At 66.7% G+C, this 21,183-nt stretch carries 21 protein-coding genes; 9 read left to right on the top strand and 12 right to left on the bottom strand.

Annotated features, from left to right (window positions below):
• Positions 1 to 135: 135 nt before the first annotated feature.
• A complete protein-coding gene (locus DFO63_RS08800; RefSeq protein ID WP_049442855.1) occupies positions 136 to 570 on the bottom strand; it encodes a hypothetical protein in 435 nt (144 codons plus the stop codon).
• 415 nt (positions 571 to 985) lie between these two features.
• Here DFO63_RS08800 and DFO63_RS08795 point away from each other — a divergent pair, with 415 nt between their 5' ends.
• The 4 genes from DFO63_RS08795 (at position 986) to DFO63_RS08780 (ending at position 3,966) form a co-directional block, all read left to right on the top strand.
• On the top strand, positions 986 to 2,023 hold the full coding sequence (locus DFO63_RS08795) for a S41 family peptidase (protein ID WP_119006780.1): 1,038 nt from the start codon (positions 986 to 988) through the stop codon (positions 2,021 to 2,023).
• 3 nt (positions 2,024 to 2,026) lie between these two features.
• Positions 2,027 to 2,362, top strand: coding sequence for a hypothetical protein (locus DFO63_RS08790; protein WP_049442857.1), 336 nt, complete (start codon positions 2,027 to 2,029; stop codon positions 2,360 to 2,362).
• 49 nt (positions 2,363 to 2,411) lie between these two features.
• On the top strand, positions 2,412 to 2,846 hold the full coding sequence (locus tag DFO63_RS08785; protein ID WP_005419309.1) for an SseB family protein: 435 nt from the start codon (positions 2,412 to 2,414) through the stop codon (positions 2,844 to 2,846).
• A gap of 115 nt (positions 2,847 to 2,961) precedes the next feature.
• Complete coding sequence (locus tag DFO63_RS08780) at positions 2,962 to 3,966, top strand: RHS repeat-associated core domain-containing protein (protein WP_080347447.1); 1,005 nt, start codon at positions 2,962 to 2,964, stop codon at positions 3,964 to 3,966.
• 241 nt (positions 3,967 to 4,207) lie between these two features.
• Here the strand turns inward: DFO63_RS08780 and DFO63_RS08770 are convergent, their stop codons facing one another.
• From DFO63_RS08770 to DFO63_RS08760, 3 genes are all read right to left on the bottom strand, one after another.
• Positions 4,208 to 5,428 carry a multifunctional CCA addition/repair protein gene (locus DFO63_RS08770; RefSeq protein ID WP_049442859.1) on the bottom strand — a complete coding sequence of 407 codons (1,221 nt, stop codon included), beginning with the start codon at positions 5,426 to 5,428 and terminating at the stop codon, positions 4,208 to 4,210.
• 113 nt (positions 5,429 to 5,541) lie between these two features.
• Positions 5,542 to 5,778, bottom strand: a complete 237-nt coding sequence (locus DFO63_RS08765) for a hypothetical protein (protein WP_049442860.1) — start codon at positions 5,776 to 5,778, stop codon at positions 5,542 to 5,544.
• Between the two features lie 106 nt (positions 5,779 to 5,884).
• Positions 5,885 to 7,870 (bottom strand): transglycosylase SLT domain-containing protein, encoded by a 1,986-nt coding sequence (locus DFO63_RS08760; protein WP_049442861.1) that lies wholly within the window; start codon positions 7,868 to 7,870, stop codon positions 5,885 to 5,887.
• Between the two features lie 151 nt (positions 7,871 to 8,021).
• Here DFO63_RS08760 and DFO63_RS08755 point away from each other — a divergent pair, with 151 nt between their 5' ends.
• The 3 genes from DFO63_RS08755 (at position 8,022) to DFO63_RS08745 (ending at position 12,041) form a co-directional block, all read left to right on the top strand.
• Positions 8,022 to 8,429, top strand: a complete 408-nt coding sequence (locus DFO63_RS08755; RefSeq protein ID WP_014038483.1) for a biopolymer transporter ExbD — start codon at positions 8,022 to 8,024, stop codon at positions 8,427 to 8,429.
• Positions 8,430 to 8,533: 104 nt separating this feature from the next.
• A complete protein-coding gene (locus DFO63_RS08750) occupies positions 8,534 to 8,908 on the top strand; it encodes a biopolymer transporter ExbD (protein ID WP_233490800.1) in 375 nt (124 codons plus the stop codon).
• Positions 8,909 to 9,179: 271 nt separating this feature from the next.
• Positions 9,180 to 12,041: a TonB-dependent receptor gene (locus DFO63_RS08745; RefSeq protein ID WP_049442864.1), complete on the top strand. Its 2,862-nt coding sequence runs from the start codon at positions 9,180 to 9,182 to the stop codon at positions 12,039 to 12,041.
• 49 nt (positions 12,042 to 12,090) lie between these two features.
• Here the strand turns inward: DFO63_RS08745 and DFO63_RS08740 are convergent, their stop codons facing one another.
• From DFO63_RS08740 to DFO63_RS08725, 4 genes are all read right to left on the bottom strand, one after another.
• Positions 12,091 to 12,540 (bottom strand): hypothetical protein, encoded by a 450-nt coding sequence (locus DFO63_RS08740; protein WP_119006779.1) that lies wholly within the window; start codon positions 12,538 to 12,540, stop codon positions 12,091 to 12,093.
• Positions 12,541 to 12,683: 143 nt separating this feature from the next.
• Positions 12,684 to 14,843 (bottom strand): ferric-rhodotorulic acid/ferric-coprogen receptor FhuE, encoded by a 2,160-nt coding sequence (gene fhuE, locus DFO63_RS08735; RefSeq protein ID WP_049442866.1) that lies wholly within the window; start codon positions 14,841 to 14,843, stop codon positions 12,684 to 12,686.
• A 197-nt stretch (positions 14,844 to 15,040) separates the two neighbouring features.
• Positions 15,041 to 15,592, bottom strand: a complete 552-nt coding sequence (locus tag DFO63_RS08730) for a M23 family metallopeptidase (protein WP_049442867.1) — start codon at positions 15,590 to 15,592, stop codon at positions 15,041 to 15,043.
• An 11-nt stretch (positions 15,593 to 15,603) separates the two neighbouring features.
• Positions 15,604 to 16,086, bottom strand: coding sequence for an Lrp/AsnC family transcriptional regulator (locus tag DFO63_RS08725; RefSeq protein WP_049442868.1), 483 nt, complete (start codon positions 16,084 to 16,086; stop codon positions 15,604 to 15,606).
• Positions 16,087 to 16,158: 72 nt separating this feature from the next.
• On the opposite strand from DFO63_RS08725, the gene DFO63_RS08720 reads away from it, so the two are divergent.
• Positions 16,159 to 17,034: an EamA family transporter gene (locus tag DFO63_RS08720; protein WP_032128972.1), complete on the top strand. Its 876-nt coding sequence runs from the start codon at positions 16,159 to 16,161 to the stop codon at positions 17,032 to 17,034.
• Between the two features lie 58 nt (positions 17,035 to 17,092).
• Here DFO63_RS08720 and DFO63_RS08715 read toward each other — a convergent pair whose 3' ends face one another.
• The 4 genes from DFO63_RS08715 to DFO63_RS08700 form a co-directional block, all read right to left on the bottom strand.
• Positions 17,093 to 17,830, bottom strand: a complete 738-nt coding sequence (locus DFO63_RS08715; RefSeq protein ID WP_182474396.1) for an endonuclease/exonuclease/phosphatase family protein — start codon at positions 17,828 to 17,830, stop codon at positions 17,093 to 17,095.
• 53 nt (positions 17,831 to 17,883) lie between these two features.
• A complete protein-coding gene (locus tag DFO63_RS08710; RefSeq protein WP_119006778.1) occupies positions 17,884 to 18,720 on the bottom strand; it encodes a thiol:disulfide interchange protein DsbA/DsbL in 837 nt (278 codons plus the stop codon).
• 106 nt (positions 18,721 to 18,826) lie between these two features.
• Positions 18,827 to 19,477: a thiol:disulfide interchange protein DsbA/DsbL gene (locus tag DFO63_RS08705; protein ID WP_049442871.1), complete on the bottom strand. Its 651-nt coding sequence runs from the start codon at positions 19,475 to 19,477 to the stop codon at positions 18,827 to 18,829.
• 106 nt (positions 19,478 to 19,583) lie between these two features.
• The gene (locus DFO63_RS08700; RefSeq protein WP_049442872.1) at positions 19,584 to 20,384 is read right to left on the bottom strand and encodes a c-type cytochrome; all 801 of its coding nucleotides are present in this window, start codon (positions 20,382 to 20,384) and stop codon (positions 19,584 to 19,586) included.
• Positions 20,385 to 20,540: 156 nt separating this feature from the next.
• Here DFO63_RS08700 and yihA point away from each other — a divergent pair, with 156 nt between their 5' ends.
• Positions 20,541 to 21,143, top strand: coding sequence for a ribosome biogenesis GTP-binding protein YihA/YsxC (gene yihA, locus DFO63_RS08695; RefSeq protein ID WP_049442873.1), 603 nt, complete (start codon positions 20,541 to 20,543; stop codon positions 21,141 to 21,143).
• Positions 21,144 to 21,183: the final 40 nt, after the last annotated feature.

Raw genomic sequence — 21,183 nt, 5'->3', positions numbered from 1 at the left:
CCGCTCTGGTGGGTGTCGACCTTGGTCGACACGATGCCCTCCGCTGCCATGACGTTGCTCTGGTAGGTGCCGACCTTGGTCGGCACAGAACCCACCGACACCGCGACCTCCGCGCAGCCGAGCAAAGGCTCGGCTCTACAGCGGCGGTGCGCACGCATCCGGTTCCACCAACGCCCCGGCATGATCGGCCAGCACCACCACCGCATGCAGCAACCCTTCCTCCACCTGCGGCGGGCACTGCGCCGCCGCATCGTCCATCTCGCGTGCCGACTGTGCGGCCAGCAACACACCCCCACACGCAGACAACGCCGCCAGACAGCGCGTGGCCTCGGCCAGTTCCCGACCGCGCGCCTCGCTGAGTTGCCGCTCGCGCCACGGCTGCCCATCGGCCGCTTGGTTGTGCGCGATGCCGCGCAACCGCGCGAAGAATGCCGATGGCGGCGCCTGTTCGTGGGTATCGGTGAGTGCGTCCTCCAACGCTTCGGCTGCGGCATTGGGCAGATGTAGACCGGGCAATGCTGCGCCGAGCAGTGCCTGCAGGCGTGGATAGGTGGGGTAGGGCGTGTTCATGGCGGCAACCTCACAGGGCAAGGCCACCTGCGGGGTGCAAGGTGGCGGGCGGTGCGGGTTGGCGTGCCGGTGAAGCTACCCAAAGGAAACGAAGCCGGCGGATCGGGAGGATCCCCACGCACCGCCCGCCGCAGAACGACAGACGGCGCAGTATTCGAGCCTGCGACATGGACGCAAGCCCGCCTTTAGGTAGCTTCATTCAGGACGCCAATCCCGGTCAGCGCAGGAAGCGCCGACGGGGCCACCTTGGCGCGTTGTACACCGCGATGACATGGGCAAAGTTGCAATGTTGCGATCGCCTGGCGCCTGCTTTACTGCAGGTCGCGGCAGAGTCAGACACGACAGTTCGCGCGTGGCGCAAGCGATCATGCCCCGGTTATGCTGCGGTCCTGATTCAACGACAAGGAAACGTCGCATGCAGGTTTGCAAGGGAGTGCGTCGCATCGGCGCGCTGTTGCTCGTGTTGCTGGCGACCGGCGCCATGGCCGATACGCCAAGCGTGGTCGAGGTGCCCTCGCCGGAGGCCCAGGCCGAGATCCTCGCCCTGCTTGAACGCCAGGCGCTGTATCGCGACCGGGTGGACTGGCCCGCCACTCGCGTACGCCTGCAATCGGCGCAGGGCGACCCCGCGCGACGGCTGGCCGTTCTGCGCGAAGTCATTGCGCTCAGCACCGGCCACCATGGTGCATGGACCACGCCCCAGCGCCAGCGCGAATCCCTTGCACGTGCGCAGCAGGCCGGCGCCGCCGCCGTGGACCGGGCCAAGGCCGCTGATGCGGTGGATGCGCGCATCGGCTGGGTGGTCATCGAGGGCTACGCCTCCACGCCCGGCGCGACGCCGCAGGAAAAGTTCCGTCAGGACATCCAGCGTGCCGCGCGCTGGCAGCAGGTCATCCGCAGCAAGGACGACGGCGCGCGCTGTGGCTGGATCGTCGACCTGCGGGACAACGGCGGTGGCGCCATGTGGCCGATGCTGCTGGGCATGGCCCCGCTGCTGCGCACCTCGGTGGTGAACAACGAGGACGTCGGCTCGTTCGAAACCGCGCACGGGCCGCAGCGCTGGACGTTGACGGCGACCGCTGTGCAGCTGGCAGGCAAGCCATTGCTGGATTTCGGCCAGTCCGGTTATGTGCTGCGGCAGCCTGGCGCGCCGGTGGCGGTGCTGTTCGGGCCCCGCACCGGCAGTTCGGGCGAGGCCTCGGTGCTGGCGTGGCGTGGCCGCCCGCAGGCGCGGAGTTTCGGCCAGCCAACCGCAGGTGTCTCCACCGGCAATGTCGTGCACACGCTTGCCGATGGCAGTCGCCTGCTGCTGACCACCAGCGTGATGCGGGACCGCAATGATCGTGGTGATGGCTTGAAGATCGAGCCCGACCAGCGCGTGGAGGGGGAGGCCGCCACCGTGGCTGCCGCCCAAGCGTGGCTGCTGGCCCAGCCCGCCTGCCAGGGCCACTGAGCCATGATCCTGATCGGCCAACAGGAACGGGTGGTGATCGTCGGCCCCACCGAAGCGCATCACTGCCTGCGCTGCCAGACGGAAACCGAGTTCGCCCCGCAGCTGCGCTACAAGATGGCGCGCATCGACCTGCTGTTCGGCTTCACCTACCAGCGCCGTTACGAACTGGCCTGCACCCGGTGCGCGCACGGCTGGGTGTTGGATACCGAGACCATGGACCAGCAGCTGGGCGGGGTACCGATCCCGTGGCGGCACCGCTTCGGCCTGCCGCTGATGCTGGTGGTCGTGGCCGGGCTGGCCGCGCTGGGCTGGCTGTGGCGGCACGGATTCATCGGTTGAGGGCCGGGGCTGTTAAAGTCTGTCCTGCAATCACGTACCGGAACCGACCATGGACCACGACACCCCGTTCGAACCCCTCAACGACCTCGAGGTGCGCCTGCTGCAGGCCCAGGACGGCACGCTGACCGCAGCGCAGTTCCTCGACGGCCTGCTGACCTCGACGGCGTTCGTGCTGCTGGACAAGGCCATTGGTGAAGATGGCGCCTGGGACGAGAGCATCTCGCCGCTGGTGCTGACCAGCGAGAGCGGCGAGCCGATGTTCGCGGTGTTCACCGCGCCCGAGCGTGCTGGCCTGTGGCACGAGCAGCTGCCGCAGTTCGCCCATGCCATGCCGATTGCGGTGCACGCGCTGTTGGCCGGTATCGGCGACGGCGTCGGCCTGGTGCTGAACCCGGGCCTGGACGTGGGCATGGAGATGATTCCCGATGCCGTGGCCCAGCTGAAGCAGCGGGCTGCAGCGATCACACGTGGCATGGCGCATTGAGATTGATGGCATAGAAATCGAACCGTCCTCTTCGTTCCTCGCTGCTAGGCATTGATATGCCATTCAATTTGGGAATGTAAGAGCAAGAGCATTGGTGAAGAGCTTAAGAGCGAATATGCTGTTCAAGGAGAGAGTAGCTATGCGGTCGATAGGTGTTGGTCTAGTTTTCGCTGTTTTCTCTGTAATCTATGCTTTTGAATCCAAAGCGGAAACAGTTACATATATTCATACTGATGCTCTGGGGTCAGTAGTTGCCGAGTCAGATGAGACTGGCCGGGTGACAAAGCGCTATAGCTATGAGCCGTACGGAGCGCAGATTGGAACTGGTATTGAAGATGGAGTGGGTTACGCCGGGCACGTGAGTGATTCGGCGACTGGGCTGAGCTACATGCAGCAGCGCTATTACGATCCAGGCTTGGGGCGTTTCTTGTCAGTGGATCCAGTCACAATGTACGGGAATGGAGATGGGAGACATTTCAATGCCTATGCATATGGATTCAACTCACCCTACACATTCAAAGATCCTGATGGCCGTTGTCCAATCTGCCCAGCCCTGTTTGGAGGCGCCGGTGGCATGGCGGTGGACTATGGGATTCAGAAGTACATGAATCCCGGAAAGCCAATCAACAAGACAGAGCTGGCAATTGCCGGCGTTGCTGGAGTTGTAACTGGTGGTACCGGCGGCCTGGTGGTTGGAGCCCTGGCGAGAGGGACGATTTCGATCGGTCAGGTCGTAGCAATTCAAGCGACGGTGGGTGCCGCGACTGGTGTTGCGGGTACGGCTGCACAGGGCGCAATCGAAGGAACACCAGTGACAAGCGCTCAACTGGGCTTATCGGCTGTCGGCGGGAGTGTTGGCAGTTTGGCGGGCAGCGGAATTGGAAAACTCGCTGGAGACTTTTCGCAGGCGTCTACTCAAGGGGCAGTGAGTAATATGATGAAGGCGCCAGTGAGTTCACCTGCTGGCATCGGTGCACATATTGCAGAGGCGACTGCGAGCGCCGGCGCAATTGGAGCAAAGCAAGGGGCGGTACAGGGTGCATTGTCTAATGCGGGCCAACGCGGTGCTGATGCCGCAGTTGGAACTGGACAGAAAATCGCTGAGGACAGGTTGAAGTGATGAGATTTTTTAATCGATCTCTCCTTGTGTACGAGCTTGGGCTTCTAGTCGTATTCATACTGGTCGCATTCTTCATCACCCGGTTCAATCCGGTGGAGACGCTCCGGTTGGGTGGATGGCTGTTCCTCTTGATGCAACCCATCTTGTTGGGTGCTCATGCTGTCGACCATTTTTCGCGCAAGCGCCGTCGATAGACGGGAGATGTGAAGGTGCCGGCCAGCGACCGGCACTACCCGGTGCTTCAGCGGGCGGCGGCGATGGCTTTCACCCGCGCCTTGGCCAGTGCCTCACCGATGGCCGGACCTTTCAGATGCGTGGTATCCAGATCCCGCGCCTGCACTGACAGCGCCGCCTGATGCAGGCGCTTGAGCGTTTCGCCCTGTGGGTAGTCGGCATCCTCGAAGCCGAGCCGGCCGCGCTTGTCGGCCTCGCAGCACAGCGCGATGCGGGCCACGCGTTCTGGCCTGCGCAATGCATCGCAGCGGCCCAGCAGTTCCAGCACGGTGGCATCGCGTAGTTCGTCGATGCGGTGCACGTTCAAGTGCTCGCGGCAGACCGCTTCGGCCAGCTGCTGGTGCTCGGTGGGAATCTTCAACCGCGCGCACAATACCTTCAGCGGTTTGATGCCGCGCTGCTCGTGCATGATGTGGCGCGGCCATTCCTCCGGCGGGGTCAGGCCCTTGCCGAGGTCGTGTGTGAGGGCAGCGAAGCCGACCAGGTCATCACCCGGTGCCAGTTTCGCGGCCATGTCGCTGACCATTTCCTGATGGATGCCGGTGTCGACTTCCGGGTGGAATTCGGCACGCTGCGGCACGCCATACAGCGCTTCCAGCTCGGGCAGGATCGGGCCCAGTGCCTGCGCATCGTGCAGCGTGCGCAGGAAGGCGGAGGGCCGTTCACTGACCAGCGCCTTGCGCAGTTCCTGCCAGACGCGTTCCGGCACCAGCGCGTCCAGCTCGCCACTGGCAGCGACCTCGCGCATCAGCGCCATGGTCTCTTCGGCGACGGTGAAGCCCAGTGGCGCGAAGCGCGCCATGAAGCGCGCCGCGCGCAGCACGCGCAGTGGATCTTCCACGAACGCAGGGCCGACGTGGCGCAGCACGCGCTGCTCAAGATCGCGAACGCCACCGTAAGGATCGACCAGCGTGCCGCTGTCTTCGTCACAGGCAATCGCGTTGATGGTGAAGTCGCGGCGCTGCAGGTCTTCTTCCAGCGTCACCGCCGGATCGGCATCGACCACGAAGCCGCGATAGCCACGGCCGGATTTGCGCTCGGTGCGCGCCAGCGCGTATTCCTCGCCGGTCTTCGGGTGCAGGAACACCGGGAAATCGCGGCCGACGGCGGTGTAGCCCTGCGCTTCCATCTGCGCGGGCGTGGCGCCAACCACCACCCAGTCACGGTCGCCGGCAGGGCGCTGCAGCAGGCGGTCGCGTACGGCGCCGCCGACAAGATAGATCTTCATGGGGGGATGATCGCACGGTAGGTGCATGAGCATCGGTAGTGCCGGCCGCTGGCCGGCAACCGCAGTCATCCCGAAGCTGCCGGCCAGCGGCCGGCACTACCGATGCAACGGCATCACGGCAAACCGCGCCACTCCGGTACGAACAGGCCGGCCAGGAACCACAGGCCGTAGACGATCCACAGGCAGAGGAAATAGAGCTTGATCTGCGCTTCGTCCCACAGGCTGCCCCAGCTGTCGATGAAGGCCAGCGACTTCCAGCCTTCCATCCAGGCCGCGCCACCCCAGCGCAGCACCCAGGTGGCGAACAGGCTCCAGGCGGCGAATATCCCGATCCAGGCCAGCAGGCTCATCGCTTTCCCCTCCCCGGGAAACGGATGCCGGGTAGTGCCGGCCGCTGGCCGGCAACCCTTGGATAATGGCCGAAGCCGGCCAGCGGCCGGCACGACCGTGGTGCGATCAGTCGCCGCCCTGGTCAGCGTTGGCTGCACAGCTGAAGCTCTTGCGCTTGTCCACCAGGCGGCCCATCAGGCGGTCGCTCAGCGGCAGTGCATCGCCATTGAGGCGCCAGTCGTAGATCACGCTGAAGGCCAGCACGCGGGCGACGTACTCGCGGGTTTCCTTGTAGCTGATGGTCTCGATCCACAGGTCCGGATCAAAGCCCGGGCGCTGGCCCTGCCAACGCGCGGTCGGGGTCGGGCCGGCGTTGTAGGCGGCAATGGTCACGTACGGCAGGCCGTCGTACTTGTTCATCAGCTGGCGCAGGTAGGCGGTACCGATGGCGATGTTGGTGTCAGGGTCGTACAGGCTGTCGGCACCGCCGTAGCCGGTCAGGCCGATCGACTTGGCCACGCCGGCACCGGTGGCCGGCAGCACCTGCATCAGGCCCATGGCGTTGGCAGGCGAGCGCGCGCGCGGGGTGAAGGTGCTCTCGGCGCGGATCTCCGCCGCCACCCAGGCCGGATCGATCGCGTTGCGCGCCGATTCGCGACGGATGGTGGCGTCGTGGTGCAGCGGGAAACGCAGGTCGTACAGGCGCTGTTCCTGCGGCTGCTTGCCGAGCGCGAACACGGCGCGGTCGAACCAGCCGTTGTCCTGCGCCACGCGTACGGCGAGGCGGCGCTGGGTGTCATCGAAGCGCGACAGCGCACTGTTCCATTCGGCCACGGCCCAGCCGGCGCGATCGATCTGGTACAGCGCCATCGCACGCTGGATGGCCGGATCGCGCGCGATCACCGCCTGTGCCTGCGCGCTGTCGTTCGGCTTCCAAGGGCACAGGGTATAGCCCTGCTGCAGCTTGTCGGCGGCCAGGAAACCGTGGAAGGTCGGTGCACGCGCGGCCTCGCGGAACAGCGGCTGCGCCTGCTGGGCCTGGCCGGTCTTCTCCAGCATGCGGCCTTCGAAGTAGCGCCAGCGCGGATCGCTGCGCTGCTTGCTGCCCATCTTGCGGATCGCGGCCAGCGCCGCTGGCCAGTCGCCGCGCGACATCGCTTCGCGCACGCGCCATTCGTGCAGGCGCTCGTCATACGCCGATTCGGGCACCGCGTTGAGGCGGCGCGCCGAATCCGGAAGGTAGGACGCCACCGTCCACAGTGCGATCTGGTAGAGCACCTGGCCCTGCTGGTCGGCACTCAGGCCCAGTGCCTGCGCATACTGCGGCAGCTGCTGTTCGGTGGCGCCGGGATCGGCCTTGGCCAGCTTGGCCAGGCCATCGGTGGCGATGCGCCGGCTGCGCTCGTTGCGCGGCCAGTTCAACGCGCTGGCGTTGGGCTTGTCGACAAAGGCAGCGTAGTTGTTGGCCAGTGCCAGGTCGGTGGCGGGCAGGCCGCGTGCGGCGCTGCGCATCACTGCCGGCTGTTGCGCGTCGGCGGCGGCATCGATGCGTTCCCAGCGCAGGGCGTCGCTCAGCCCACCCTGGGCCTGCAGCACGGCGAAAACGGCATCACAGCCGTCCGGCAGCGACTTGCCGTTCTTGCGCCACAGATCCTGCGCTTCACTGATCCACTGCGGATCAACCTTGCCGGTCACCTGCCGTGCGGTCAGCTGCGCACAGCGCAGGCCGGCGTTGTCGGTGGGCACCCAGTTGGCGAGCAGGGTCGGCCAGTCCTGGCGGCGTGCGACCGAGGGAAGCCACACGCCGCGGAAGGTGGTAGCCACGGCCTGGCCGTCGTAGCGCTTGAGGAAGGCCTGCGCCTGCGCGGTATCGACAGTGTCGATGTTGCGGCGCAGGTTGGCGTACTCCAGCCAGCCGTAAGCCGGATGGCGGCTGAGTGCAGCGGCCTGGCCGGGATCGAACTGGCCGCGTTCGGCGGCCGCGATCGCGGCCTTCAGCTGCGCGTTCTGGGCATCGAGGGACTGGGCATTGGCGCAGCCGATCAGCAGCGTGGTGGCCAAGGGCAGCAGGGACAGGGCGGTCGAAGAGCGTCGGGTCATGGCGGGCAGCATAGCGGGCAATGGCTGAATTCAGTTTCGCATTGCGTGCACGCCGGGCGTCGGCAACGACAGCTGAATGAACCCGCGCAGGCCACTGCCGCAGGTGATCGCAGGCGTCGTAACGTCGGTCTTGGGCGAACGGCCCGGCTGCAGGGAGCGGCACATGGCGTTCAGTAGCGCAGGAAGAAGCGGCCCGCTGGCGGACATCAATGTCACGCCACTGGTGGATGTGATGCTGGTGCTGTTGATCATCTTCATCGTGACCGCGCCGATCGTGGCCCGGCCGATTGCCGTGCAGTTGCCACAGGCCACCGATCGCACGATCGATCGCCCCGAACCGCCGCCGCCGATCGAGCTGCGCCTGGATGCGTCGAACCAGCTGAGCTGGGATGGCCAGCCGATGGCCATCGGCGATCTGCAGGCGCGCCTGCAGGCGCAGGCCGGCGAGCATGCCGGCAACCTGCCGGAGCTGCGCATCGCCACCGATCCGTCGGCCGAGTACGAAGGCATGGCGCGGATCCTGGCTGCGGCCGAGGCCACCGGCATGGAGCGCATCGCCTTCGTGCGGTGAGTTTCATGCGGTGAATCCCGCAACGGGCGGCCTGCCATCGGCGGGCCGCTCTTCCTGCGAGGGAACGTGGCATGCGATACGGGACACAGCGCGCGACCTCACTGATGGCCACCCCCAATCTGGCACCGCTGGTGGATGTGTTGCTGGTGCTGCTGGCATTGGTGGTCACCACGCTGCCGATGGCGCAGGCGACCGGCCTGCTGGCGTTCCAGCAGCGCACCTCGTGCCCACCCTGGCCGGCGTCCTCGCCCCAGCCGATCAACCTGCGCATCGACGCAGCGGGCGCGGTGTTCTGGAATGGCCAGCCGCTGGATGCCCCCGCATTGCAGCAGTACCTTGCGCAGGCGCAACAGATGCCGCAGCAGCATCGCCCCTGGGTGCACCTGGCGACCGCCGACGACACCGACTACGGAGACATGGCGCGCGTGCTGCTGGCCGTGAGCCAGCATGGGCTACGCGTCGACGCGCCCGGCCACTAGCGCCTGCACCGACAAGTCCCCTTGATGAGCTGTGGCGGATCTCGGCGCGCGCTGTCGCAGCCGGCATCAACGTGGAGGGCGGTGAACAGTACCGTCCGGTTCTAAACGGCCCTCATCTGTCGCAAATGGCCGTCAATTGCGTCAATTCCGCGTGAAAGAGTGTCGATCATCACGCCGTGATTTTTACCGCTTGTTTACAAAGGAGACGCTGCCGCCATGCAGGGGGGAGCGCGGCAGCCCATGTCCCGACATTCCTTTGGAGAGAGAGCGAATGAAGCACCTGCACCACCGCCCGTTGGCGGTTGCCGTCACGCTGTGCGTGATGGCCCTGGCACCCTTGGGTGCCGCTGCACAATCCACCACCAACCTCGACGCGGTGGAAGTCACCGGTACCCGCATCAAGCGCGCTGAGGTCGAGGGCCAGGTCCCGATCCAGACGCTGACCCGCGGCGACATCGAACGCACCGGCCTGAACTCGATCAGCGAGGTGCTGCAGCAGCTCACCGGTTCCGGTTCGGCGCTCAATGCCAAGTTCAATTCATCCGGCAACTTCGGCTTCCCGCCGGATGGCAGCGGCGTGGGTGCTGGTTCGGCACAGGTCGACCTGCGCCACCTCGGTGCCAAGCGCGTGCTGGTGCTGGTCGACGGCATCCGCTGGGTCAATGAGTCGTCGGCATCGGGCGTGGGCGCGGCTACCGACCTCAACACCATTCCGCTGGCCATCGTCGAGCGTATCGAGGTGCTGGAAGACGGTGCATCGTCGCTGTATGGCTCCGACGCCATCGCCGGCGTGGTCAACATCATCACCCGCCGCGACTTCGATGGCGGCCAGGTGACCCTGAACTACGGCGAATACAGCAAGGGCGACGGCACGCAGAAGGGCGTGGACCTGGCGTGGGGCAAGAGTGGCGATCGCTACAGCCTGTTCCTGGGCGCCAGCTGGACCAAGCAGGACCCGGTGTTCGCCCGCGACCGCGAGCAGTCGCGCTTCCCGATTCCGGGCACCGGCCTGGCCTTTGGCAGCGGCGGCATTCCGCAGGGCCGCTTCGCCTTCGTCGACCCCAATACCGGCGCCGAGCAGGACATCGTGCCCAATACCGGTGTGAGCAGCCCACGCTACGACGGCAGCGCCGGCTGCAACCGCACCGACGACTACCACTGCTTCACCAGCGCCGACCGCTTCAACTTCGCCGAATACAACATGGTGTTGACCCCGTCCGAGCGTAAGGGCCTGTTCGGCCAGTTCCGCTTCGACATCACCGACAACGTGCAGTGGTACATCAAGGCGCTGGGCAACCGCCGCGAGTCGACCAACCAGGCCGGCCCCGAGCCGCTGTTCTTCGGCCCCGATGGTGCCACCGGCAACCCGCTGGCCGACAACATCGTGGTCTCGCGCCTGAACCCGTACAACCCGTTCGGCTTCGACCTGGTGTCCTCGGGCAACATGAGCCTGATCGGCCGCCGTCCGGTCGAAGGTGGCGCGCGCGTGTTCAAGCAGGAGGTCAACACGACCTACGTGGCCACCGGCCTGGTCGGCAACTTCCATGCCGCCGACCGCAGCTGGTACTGGGATGTCAACGGCATGTACAGCAAGAACAAGGCCGAACAGACCAATTACGGCAGCTACAACATCTACAACGTCAACATGGCGCTGGGTGATCCGGCGGTGTGCGCGGCGACGCCGGGCTGCGTGCCGCTGAACATCTTCGGCGGCGTCGGCTCGATCACCCCGGACATGCTGAAGTGGATCCAGCCGGTGGTGCGTGATCGCAGCCAGAATGAGCTGAGCCTGTTCACCGCCAACCTGTCCAGCGACCTGTTCACCCTGCCGGCCGGTCCGGTGTCGTTCGCCAGCGGCTACGAGTACCGCAAGTACAAGGGCTGGTACCAGCCTGATCCGCTGACGGTGATCGGCCACTACAACGGCGTGCCGTCGCAGCCGACGTCTGGTTCGTATGACGTCAACGAAGCGTACCTGGAGTTGAGCGTCCCGATCTTCGCCGACTCGCCGCTGGGCAAGAAGCTGGACCTGAGCCTGGCTGGCCGCTACTCGGACTACTCCACTTTCGGCGGCGAGTTCACGCCCAAGTACGGCCTGCGCTGGCAGGTGACCGACGACTTCGTGCTGCGCACCACCTATGCTGAGGGCTTCCGTGCGCCGTCGATCGGCGAACTGTACGGCTCGGCCGCGCGCGCCGACCTGCAGCTGTTCGACCCGTGCTCGGTGGGCCTGGGCGGTACGCCGCCGCGTGGTAGCGCCGGCAACTGTGCCGCGCTGGGCGTGCCGGCCGGCTTCCAGCAGGCCAATTCGCAGATCTCGGTGACCACCGGCGGCAACCGCGAGCTGGAACCCGAGCGCTCGCGCAGCTTCAGCGCCGGCTTCGTGTGGAGCCCGTGGTTCGGCAACAACGCATCGTGGTCGGAGCGCTTCGACGTGGAAGTGACCTTCTACCGCCACGCCATCGATGGTGCGATCCAGGCCATCAACGCGCAGACCCAGCTGGACCTGTGCGTGGACACGCTCGATCCGGTGTACTGCAATGGCATCACCCGCGCCAGCACCGGTGCGGTCAGCAGCTTCAACAACCGCCTGACCAACCTCGGCTCGATCAAGACCGACGGCTGGGACGTGGACCTGTTCTGGACGTTGCCGCAGACTTCCGTCGGCCAGTTCAAGCTGGCCTGGAAGAACACCTTCGTCGGCCGTTACGAAGCCACCGGCGCGGCCGGGCAGAAGCAGCCGCAGAAGCCGGGCGTGGAAGTGGCCGACAGCTCCATTCCGGAGTGGACCAGCAACGCCAGCATCGCCTGGACGATGGACCGCTGGAGTGCGAACTGGACGGTGCGGCACATCTCCGAGCTGACCGAGAACTGCGGCGATGCCGTTGCATTCCCGGTGTGCAGCAACCAGGCCGCCGGCACCAACACGCTCTCGGCCACCACCTTCCACGACATGCAGGTGGGCTACAAGATCGACTGGATGAAGGGGCTGCAGCTGACCGCGGGCCTGAACAACGTGTTCGACAAGGATCCGCCGATCTGCCTGTCGTGCTCGTTGAACGGGTACGACGCCTCGACCTACGACATCCCGCGTGGCCGTTACTGGTACCTGCGCGCGGACCTGCGGTTCTGATGCAAGCGGCCGGTGCCGGGATGTTCCCGGCACCGGCCATCATCGGCGGTCAATCCGGAATGTCCTGGTCCGGAGCCTCCTGTTCGACACTGTCATGCTGGGGCGCCACGCGGCGAAACGCGGTGCGGGCCCAACCCAGCCCAATCACGATCATCATCGGCCCGACTGCGAACCCTGGCAGTGACGGAACGCGGAAGTGCGGCCGGGATTCGATCAACAGGTTGTACAGGATCCAGATCACCAGGATCAGGCCGATTCCCGCGCACGACAGCCCGAACAGCACCTGCGGAACGCCCATTGCCAGACCCAGCGCCCGCTCAGCGCGGCTGGGTGTGGGGAGGGCCCGCAGTTCCCGGCCGAGGTCGAACCAGAACAGGATCGCGGCAGGTAGTCCGACCAACAGCAGCAGGATGAAATAGCCATTGCCCGTGATGATCATCAGGGGCAGCGACAGGAGCAGTGCCGTGAGCGAGAGACCGAGTTTCGTACCGGTACGCATGGCCGGTCGTCCTTGAGAGTGGAACCGCATCATGTGTCCGCATGGCACGGGGCAGGACTGCTGGCCACCGTGTGCGCGAAGCTACACCTGCAAGGTCGCCGCCGCAACGCGATGGCGCCGGGGCAGGCCCGGCGCCATTTCCATCAGAACGCCCAGGTGAACGTCAGTGAGCCATTGCGGCCATCGCCGTACGCACCGTAGCCGTTGATCTGCGACAGGTACTTCTTGTCCAGCAGGTTGTTGAGGTTGGCCTGCACGCTGAACTCCGGCGAGATGCGGTAGCGCACGAAGGCGCTGACCAGTGCGTAGCCGCTCTGCTCGATGCGGCCGTAGGCCGGTACCGGGTAGTAGATGCGGTTCTGCCAGTTGGCACCGCCACCGACGGTCAGTTCCTGCAGCGACTGCGGGGTGTAGCTGGTGAACAGCTTCAGTGCGGTCTGGGGCAGGTTGGTGTTGATGTCGGCGCCGTTGATGTCCTTGGCCACATAGCGCGAAGCACCGAAAGTCGCGTTCCAGCCCGGTGCCAGCTCGCCGTTCAACTCGAACTCGAAGCCACGGCTGACCGTGCCACGCGCGGCGCGATAGGCGAACTCGTTCTGGCTGCCCTGCACGGGTTCACCGGTGGCCTGGCCGACGTTGTCCTGTTCGATGCGGAACACGGCCAGCGAGGCGTTCAGGCGATTGTCGAACCATGCGCCCTTGACGCCCACTTCGTAGCTCTTGCCATCGACCGGATCGAGGTAGCTGCCGTTGCGGTCCTTCAGCGTCTGCGGCTGGAAGATCTCGGTGTAGCTGGCATAGGTGGAGTACCTGCCGTTGATGTCGAACACCAGGCCGGCGTAGGGCGTGGTGACCTTGTGCGCGCGGTCGGCGCCTTCGCCCTCGCTCTTCCAGTCGGTGTAGCGGGCGCCGATGATCAGCTTCAGCGGATCGGCCAGTGACAGGCGTGCCGCCGCGTAGCCGGCCTTTTGGGTGATGGTGCCCTCGCTGGCCAGTGCCAGCGGGTTCCAGTTCGGTTCGCTGATGTTGCCCGTCCAGTTCAGATAGCTGGCGAACGGGTCCCAGGTCTGGCCCGCGCCACCGACCTGGTAGTCGCCGTAGTTGGCGTACTTGCGCTTGTTGTAGCTCAGGCCGGCCATGAACTGGTGCTCGCGGCCGAACAGCTGGAACGGACCATCAACGTAGCCGTCGACGCCGGTGACCTTGCGCTCGGTGTTGTAGAAACCCGCGGACGGCGAGATGCCCGTGCCGGTGGCCTTGTCGAAGTTCGATGCGCCCGTGGTCCAGTCGTTGTAGGCCGGGTAGAACAGCTTGTCGTCGGCCTTGGTCTCATCATGCGTGGCACCCACCTTGAACTTCCAGCCGTTGCTGAAGGCGTGCTGCAGGGTGGCGAAGGCGCGCTTGCTGGTGGTATCCCAGTAGGTCCAGTTCGGGCTGGCGTTGAACGATTTGTCGTAGCCCGTGCGCGAGCCATCGGAGTACAGCATCGGGAAGCCGCCCCAGGTCGCGCCATTGGCGCGCTTCTGCTGGTAGTCGTAGCCCACGCTCAACTGCGTATCCGGGGTCAGGTCGGCGTCGATGACGGCGTAGCCCAGCGTCTTGCGCTGGTTGTAGCGGTCCATCTGGCCGTCGGTGTCCAGGTAGCTGCCGATCACGCGGCCGCGCACCGTGCCACTGGCGTTCAGTGCGCTGCCCACGTCCACCGTGGTGCGGGTGCGGCCCCAGCTGCCCACGTTTACCGATACGCTGCCGGCCAGCTCGGCGCTGTCGGCGTGCTTGCGCACCAGGTTCACCGATGCCGACGGGTTGCCGGCGCCGCTGAGCAGGCCGGTGGCACCGCGCACCACTTCCACGCGGTCGTACAGGGCCAGATCGAGGCCGGAGTCACCATAGCTCCAGTTCTGCACCATCTGCGTGGGCAGGCCATCGAACTGGTAGGCGTCGATGTAGAACCCGCGCGCGTAGAACTCGGTGCGCTCGCTGTCGGACTGGGTGCTGGTCACGCCGGTGGTGTTGGCCAGCACGTCGATGATGTCGTCCAGCTTCTGATCTTCGATGCGCTGGTGGCTGATGATGCTGACCGACTGCGGGATCTCGCGCGGCGCCAGGTCGAAGCGGGTACCGGCCGAGGTGCGGCGCACCGAATAGCCTTCGGCGCGTTCGCCCTTGACCACCACCTTGTCGAGCGTGGTCGGGTCGGCGGCGGTGTCGGCGAAGGCGGCCGGGGCCAGGGTGCAGAGTGCAACGAGCACGGCGACGGACAGCCGCTGCGGCTGCGGGGTACGGATGGCGGAACGGGTCATGGGGGTCCTGGACGAGCACGCGCGCTCGGCCGGCATCCAGAAGGCGAGGCGCTACGGGTGGGAAACGGGCGGGTAGGCCGTCCTGGCACCACCGGAAACGAAAGAAATGGTAATACGAACTATTCCTATTTACAAATCGTGAACGAATGGGCCCGCTGCCCCGTGGTATCGAGCTGGCTTGGCGCTACAAACCGGGTTCAGCGCAGCAGCGGCAGTGGATCGCGGGCGCCATCGGCGCCGTAGATGCCCCAGTGCAGGTGCGGCGGCGTGCCCCTGGCATTGCCGCTGTCGCCGACGTGGCCGAGAAGGTCGCCGGCCTGGACCACCTGGCCGCGCGCCAGGCCCTCGGCCCAGTCGTCCAGATGGGCGTAGTAGTAGCGCTCGCGCCCGGGCCCGATCACCCACACCTGGCGGCCACCGAGCCCGCGCTCGCTGACATCCGCGATGACGCCGGCGGTGGCACTGCGTACCGGGGTACCGCGCTTGGCGAAGATGTCGATGCCGGCGTGGGAGCGGTCACGGCCACGGGGTGCGCCGAAGGTATCGGCGATCTGGCGGGGGCGCACACCCTCCACCGGCACCGGAAGTTCGGTGGCCGGAGGCATCCGTGAGAGTGTCCACAGCAGCTTCGGTGCAGCGGCCCACGGGCTGTTCCACAGCATCAACGCGGCGACGATGGCGATGGCCAGCCATAGGCCACGCAGCAGCCAGCGGCGCAGGCGACGGGCAGGGGAGGGCGATGTGTTCATGATCTCCGACGCTACGGAACCGGTAGTAGCGGCACTTCGAAACTGCGCTTCAACGTACCCAGCGCGACCGACGTACGGAAGCGCTCGATGTTGTCATCGCCGCCGAACAACCGCTCTGTGATCGCCTCGTACTCTTCCATCGATGCCGCCGAAAGCAGCAGCAGGAAATCGCCGTCACCGGTGATCGAGTAGCACTGCTGCACGGCAGGATCGTCCTGCACGCGGCGCTTGAACGGCGCCACGCGCTCGCGCTGCTCGCTGACCACGCGCACCTCGACGATGATGGTCAGCGGCCGGCCGATCTTTGCGGCATCGATCACTGCCACATTGGCCGCGATCACGCCGCTGTCCTGCAGCCGCTTGATGCGGCGTTGCACGGCCGGGGGGGACAGGTGCACGGCCTCGGCGATTTCGCGCTGCGGCAGGGTGTTGTCCCGCTGCAGCAGGTCGAGGATGGCGCGGTCGAAGCTGTCGAGCACGGGGGCGGTGGCCATGGCGAGCAGAAGTTGCACGAACGGGCTGTCAATTGAGCCAAGTGCTCGGCGCTGGCGCAATAGACTTTGCCCATGCAGACCTCACGACTTGCGCCGATGTTGCCGGCGCTGGCGGTGCTTGGCTCGGTCACCTCGCTGGCCATCGGCACCTCCTACGCAAAACACCTGTTCCCGCTGATCGGCGCCCAGGGCACCAGCGCGCTGCGCGTGGGCTTCTCGGCGCTGTTGCTGCTGCTGTTCTGGCGGCCGTGGCGCTGGAAGACCAGCCGCGTGGATGCGATCACGATCCTGCGCTACGGGCTCACCCTGGGCCTGATGAACCTGCTGTTCTACATGGCCCTGCGCACGATTCCCTTCGGCATCGCGGTGGCCATCGAGTTCACCGGGCCGCTGACGGTGGCGATGCTGTCATCACGACGACCGATCGACTTCCTCTGGGTGGGCTGTGCGGCGGTGGGGTTGCTGTTGTTGCTGCCGATCGGCGGCGGCCCGGCGCTGGATCCGGCCGGCGTGCTGTATGCGATGGGCGCAGCGGCGTGCTGGGGCCTGTACATCGTGTTCGGCAAGCGTGCCGGCCACCTGCACGCCGGCCATTCGGTGTCGCTGGGGTTGCTGGCGGCCTCGCTGGTGGTGGTGCCGGTGGGCGTGGTGCATGCCGGTGCCGCGCTGCTCGATCCGAAGATCCTGGCGGCCGGTCTGCTGGTGGCGCTGGTGTCCAGCGCGATCCCGATGTCGCTGGAGATGATGGCGCTCAAGCGCCTGCCGAAGGAGACCTTCGGCATCCTGATCAGCATGGAGCCGGCGGTGGCCGCGCTGTGGGCGATGCTGCTGCTGCACGAGCACCTGCACGGGTTGCAGTGGCTGGCGATCGGCTGCACGGTGCTGGCCTCGGTGGGCAGCACGATGACCGCGCGGCGGTTGAAGGTACCGGTGGTGCAGGCCGGGTAGCGCCGGGCCATGCCCGGCGGAGAGCGTGCCAACCAAGGTTGGCACCCACCAGGAATGGTCAGCGCAGGGCGTTGGCCGGGACGTCGATCTGCATCGCCAGCGCGAGGTGATCGGAGAACGCGGCCGGTACGGCTTCCACGGTGCGGGTCTGCAGGCCGCTGCTGACCAGGATATGGTCGATGGCGCGGTCGGGGCGCCAGCTGGGGAAGGTCGGCACGATGCAGCCGGGGGGCTGCAGCCGGGTCTTCTGGTACAGCACCTGCATTTCCGGGCGTTCGGCCAGGCAGTTGAAGTCGCCCATCAACACGGCGTTGGGATGGTCGGACAGCAGCTCGGCGATGAAACCCAGCTGCGACATCCGCGATCCCGCGCCCAGCGACAGATGGGCCACCGCCACCGCCAGGCCATCGGCACCGTCGCCGAACTTGGCCAGCAGCACGCCACGCCCGCCGATGCGGCCGGGCAGGGCGTGGTCCTGCACTTCCACCGGTTCCAGCTTGCTCAGCAGGCCATTGGCGCTGGAGGCGACCCCGCCCATGCGCCGGTTCGGCTGGTGGCTCCAGTAGTTGAAGCCGGCGCGCTGGGCGAGGTAGTGAGTCTGGTTGGTGAAGCCCGAGCGCAGGCTGCCAGGGTCGGCCTCCTGCAGGCCGACGATGTCATGTTCGCGCGCCAGGGTGGCGATCGCGTCCAGGCTGCTGCGCTTGCGACCCGCCGGCAGCGCATGTGACCAGCTGCGGGTCACATAGTCGCTGTAGCGGCGGGTACTTGAGCCGGCCTGGATGTTGGCCGTCAGCAAGCGCAGGGTCCGTGTACGGGGGGAATTCACGGCCGGGAAACGCTTCTCTTGGATCAGTGAGCCTGGGCCGCACCGCGTTCGCGGGCGATCAGGTGGTCGGCGATGCGCAGCATGTCCGGGAAGCTCTTGCCCTTCACCAGGTACTTGCCGTTGACGATGATCGACGGGGTGCCGCTGATCTGGCTGCGCTGGGCGAACTGCTTGGCCGAGTTGGTCTTGGCATTCACTGCGAAGCTGCCCATGGTGGCGGCGAACTGCTTCGGATCCACGCCGTAGGCGGCGTAGAACTTGGCGATGTCTTCCACCGAGTCACGGCCGCGCTCGCCCTTCAGGGTCTTCTGCGAGTGGATGGCGGCGTACAGCGCTTCGTGGGTCTTCTCCTGCACGCCCAGGGTCTGGGCGGCGTAGAAGGCACGGGCGTAGTCATCCCAGGTGCCGCCGAACATGGCCGGCACGTAGACGAAGTTGACGTCGCTCGGCAGGCCGGCCTTCCACGGGCCGACCAGCGGCTGGAACGCGGCGCAGGCCGGGCAGACGTAGCCGAAGATCTCGGTCACTTCGATCTTGCCGGCGGCCGGCTGGAACGGCTGGCCGTTCGGGATCACCTGGTAGTCGGCGCCTTCCACCGGGGCCGGGCCAGTCAGCGCGGCGGTGGTCGGGGCCGGCGCGGCGGCCGGAGCCGCTTCGGCCGGGGCCTTCTCGCCTTCAGCGGCAGCCGGCGCGGCGCCTTCGCTGCCCGCCGCCGGCGCAGCAGTCGGTTCGGTGGTGGCTGCCGGGGTTGCTGCCGGTTCGGCCGGGGCCGCGGTGGTGTTGGTGCTGCCGTCGTCGGCCTTGCAGGCAGCCAGGATCGGCAGCAGCGCTGCGAGGGCGAGGGCGTAACGGATCTTCATGGAAACGTCTCCAGCATCTGGAAAGGTGGGGCCGGCGGCAGGCGCCGGCCAAGGGGAAATGATGACACGCGGCGGCGACAGCGCCGTGTCGGTGGTGGGGCTGGGTTCAGCGGCCGCGGGCAGCGCGGGCCTGGGCGATCAGCGCCGAGGCGATGCGCAGCTGGTCGTCGAAGCTGTTGCCGCGCACCAGGTACTGGCCGTTGATGATGATGGCCGGGGTGCCCGGAATCTTGGTGCGCTGGGCGAACGCGCGCGCGGCCTCGACCTTCTTCTGCACGGCATCGCCGCGCAGGGCCTGGATGTAGCGGTCCGGGGTCACGCCGTAGGCCTTGTAGAAGGTGGCGAGCTCATCGGCCGAGACGTTCTGCATCGGCAGCGAACCCTGTTCGTGCAGGGCCTTGAACACGGCGGCATGGCTGCGCTTGGCCACGCCGACTTCGTCGGCGGCGTAGTAGGCCAGTGCCCAGGCATCCCAGACGCCACCGAAGGCGGCCGGGACCGGGGTGAAGCGCACGTCGGCCGGCAGCTTGGCCGCCCAGGCTTCCAGCTGCGGTTCGAAATGGGCGCAGTGCGGGCAGGTATAGCCGAAGACCTCGACCACCTCGATCTTGCCGGCCAGCGGCTGGAACGGGCCCGGCTGGGCGATGCGCTCGTAGTCTTTGCCCTCGACCAGCGGGGCATTGGCGGGGGTGGCGGCGTAGGCTGCCAGCGGCAGCAGCACCAGCACGGACAACAGCAGGCGGGAAATCAACCTCATCGACACGCATCTCCGTTGAAAAAAGCAACGCCGGCGCAGCCGCCGGCGTGAAGGAAACATACCGCAGCCGTGGGCCGACGTGGCGGCCCGGGCCGACCAGTGGTGGTCAGGGGGCGGCGGCCGGTTGCGTCGGCGTGGCCGCGGCGGCCACATCGTCGGCCTTGTTGTGCAGGCCCTGCAGGTAGCTGGACAGTGCCTGCACCTCCTGCTCGCTGAGCTTCTGCGCGACCGTGGCCATGATCTGGAAGTGCGCCTTGTCGGTCTCGTTGGTCTGGCCGGCCTGGTACTCCTGCAGGCGGCGCGCGACATAACTGGCGTGCTGCCCACCGAGGTGCGGATAGGCCGGGCCGGGATTGCCGGCACCGCTGGGGCCGTGGCAGGCCATGCAGGCCGGCAGGCCGCGCTTGGCGTCGCCGCCACGGTACAGCTGCTGGCCGATCTCGTAGAACTTCATGCCCTTGTAGGGGCCCTCGGTGACCGCCGTGTCATCGGCGATGCCGGCGGTGGCCTTCTGCGTGGCGAAGAACGCGCCGATATCACGCATGTCCTGCGGGGTGAGGTTCTGCACGAATGGCACCATCGCCACCGCCGCGCCGGAACTGCGCTGGCCGTTGGCGATCAGGGCCATCTGCTGGGCCACGTAGCGTTCGCTCTGGCCGGCGATGGACGGGTACATCTCCACCGTGGAGTTGCCGTCGGCACCATGACAGGCCGCGCAGGCCGTCGCCTTGGTCTGGCCGGCCTTGGCATCGCCCCAGTGGGTCTTGCTGAAATCCACCTCCAGCGAGGCGGTGCGGATCGGCCCGTTGTCGGGTAGCGGGGTCAACGTGGTCTGCGCGAACGCAGCAGCGGCAACGACTACAGCAGTGGCTAGGGCGGATACGGCAAGAACGCGAGCGTGGCGCATGCTAAAGCTCCGTATGGACCGGGCCGGGCGGTGGCCGCCGGCATCGCCCGGATTATCAACGCCGTTTCTGCGCACGGTCAACGCAGCAGTGCAGCAAAATGGCCACGGAGGCCGCCGGCACGGGCGCGCGGCGCCGCAACATGCGATCCTAGGCACATGTCATTGCTCATCGAACGCGCCCGTTACCACCTTTCGGCCCACAACGTGCGGCAGCTGCCGCCCGACGAAGGGGCCGAAGTGGCCTTTGCCGGCCGCTCCAACGCCGGCAAGTCCAGTGCGCTCAACGCGCTGACCCGCCAGAACGCCCTGGCCCGTGTCTCCAAGACCCCCGGCCGCACCCAGCAGCTGGTGTTCTTCCAGGTCACCCCGGAAGCCCATCTGGTCGATCTGCCCGGTTACGGCTACGCCAAGGTGCCGCTGGACCTGCAGGCGCATTGGCAGGCCTTCATCGACAAGTACTTCCGCACCCGCGAGGCCCTGAAGGGGCTGGTGGTGGTGATGGACATCCGCCATCCGCTGAAGGATTACGACCGGCAGATGCTGTCCTACGCCGTGCAGCGTGGCCTGCCGGCGCACGCGCTGCTGACCAAGGCCGACAAGCTCAGCCGCAGCCAGCAGATGCAGTCCCTGCAGAAGGTGCGCAAGGAACTGCACTCGGCCTATGGCGACAGCGTGAGCGTGCAGGTGTTCTCCGGCGAGGACCGCACCGGCGTGGACGAAGCCCGCGGCGTGATCGGCGGCTGGCTGGGGCTGGAATAAGGCCTTTCCGGTCGCCCGGCTGGCAGCCGGGCGCTACCCG

The sequence above is a fragment of the Stenotrophomonas sp. AG209 genome, assembly GCF_003550055.1.
Classification (GTDB): domain Bacteria; phylum Pseudomonadota; class Gammaproteobacteria; order Xanthomonadales; family Xanthomonadaceae; genus Stenotrophomonas.
Note: the sequence above shows the minus strand (reverse complement) of the source record. Positions and strands in the feature narration are given on the sequence as shown.